The sequence below is a fragment of the Streptomyces sp. NPDC054863 genome (assembly GCF_053610825.1).
Map to the genome: position 1 here is coordinate 15,808 of NZ_JBSGZD010000169.1, position 1,402 is coordinate 17,209.

General features: G+C 66.3%; 1 protein-coding gene. It reads right to left on the reverse strand.

All coding sequences use genetic code 11. The features are described 5' to 3' along the window. Positions 1–64 precede the first annotated feature (64 nt). The gene (locus ACWGIG_RS25490; protein ID WP_453323992.1) at positions 65–1,090 is read right to left on the reverse strand and encodes a hypothetical protein; all 1,026 of its coding nucleotides are present in this window, start codon (positions 1,088–1,090) and stop codon (positions 65–67) included. Positions 1,091–1,402 lie beyond the last annotated feature (312 nt).

Sequence of the window (1,402 nt, forward strand, 5' to 3'; positions counted from 1 at the left end):
CCAATGTGGGGGCCGGCGGCAGATTGCCGCAGGCCCCCTCTTTGTTTGTGCATGTGCTTGGGTTTCAGTCTTTGCCGCTCTTCTTCGGCCTGGCAGAGCCCCGTGTTCCGTGCGTCGAGATTCCGTCGGCAACACCGTTCGCCCGGTTCTTGCTCCCGCCGCCTTGACCACTGCTGCTGTTGCTTCCGCCTTGGGTCCCGCCGCGTCCGGCGTGGGTGTGGATGCCCTGGGCTACAACGCCCGCAGCGGAGGTGCCCATCTTCAGCCCTGTGCGGCCGGCCTTCACCGTGGTGCGCAGGGCGAGTCCGGCGGCGATGTCGTCGCCGTAGCCGGGCACGAACCGGAAGATCGCTACTCCTGCGGCCAGGGCGAGCAGGATGACGATGATCCCGGCAGCGATCACCGAAGTGCTCCCCGGCCCCTGCGCGGCGGTGAACACGGACGCGATGCCGAGGGCGATGGTAATGATCGGCTTGATCAGGATGAGCGCGATCATGATTCCTGCGTAGGTGCGCACCTTGCCCCAGAGCTCACGGTCGACCAGGCCGGAGTAGACCACGGCGCCCAGGACCGCACCCAGATAGAGGGCGGAGGAGCGCAGTACGAGCTCCAGCCACAGCAGCCCGGCGAGGAGAATCGTCAGGGCGGAGGCTGCGAGCAGGATGATGGGCCCGCCGCCGATGTTCTCCCCTCCGTTACGGAGCGCATTGGCCATCGTGGTGAAGAGCTGGGCGGCGCTGCCGTTGCCGCCGGTTGCTGCCTTGGTGACTCCGTCGACCGCAGAGACCACCACGTGCAAGATCAGCGGTGTGAAAGCGGAAGCGATCACGGTCAGCCAGAGGAAGCCGATCGCCTCGCCGAGGGCGGTCGTCAACGGGACGCCGCGCATCGCGCGCTTGGCTACCGCCACGAGCCACAGAATGATCGTCAGGACGGTGGATGCAGCGAAGACGACGGCGTACTGCTGGAGGAAGGCCAGGTTCGTGAAGTCGACGCTGGACGTGGAGTCGACCGTTTTCGCCAGCTGTTCGACACACCACGCGGCACCCTTGGCGACGGAGTTGGCGAACGCGGTGAGCGGGTCGGCCAAGGTTTCCGGGTCCGGGGGCGCAGGCGCCTTCACCCCGTCGCGACAGGCAGCAGCGGCTGCGCCACCGATGGAGTCACACGGGTCTTCGGCTGGCATCAGGGTCCTCCAGGAGTGGGTGCAGTCTGATGGTCTCAGGCAGTCGGGTGAGGCTGGGGTTCTTCCGGCCAATGCCATGTCGGCACCCCCCGCCGATCAGCCCGGGAGGGCCGTATCGGCCGTGAAGAGGGGGGTGTGGACGGCTGATTGGATTGATTGGTTTCCGCAGGTCACCATTGGTTTCCTGATTGGCTGCTCATTGGCGGTGATCGGCTT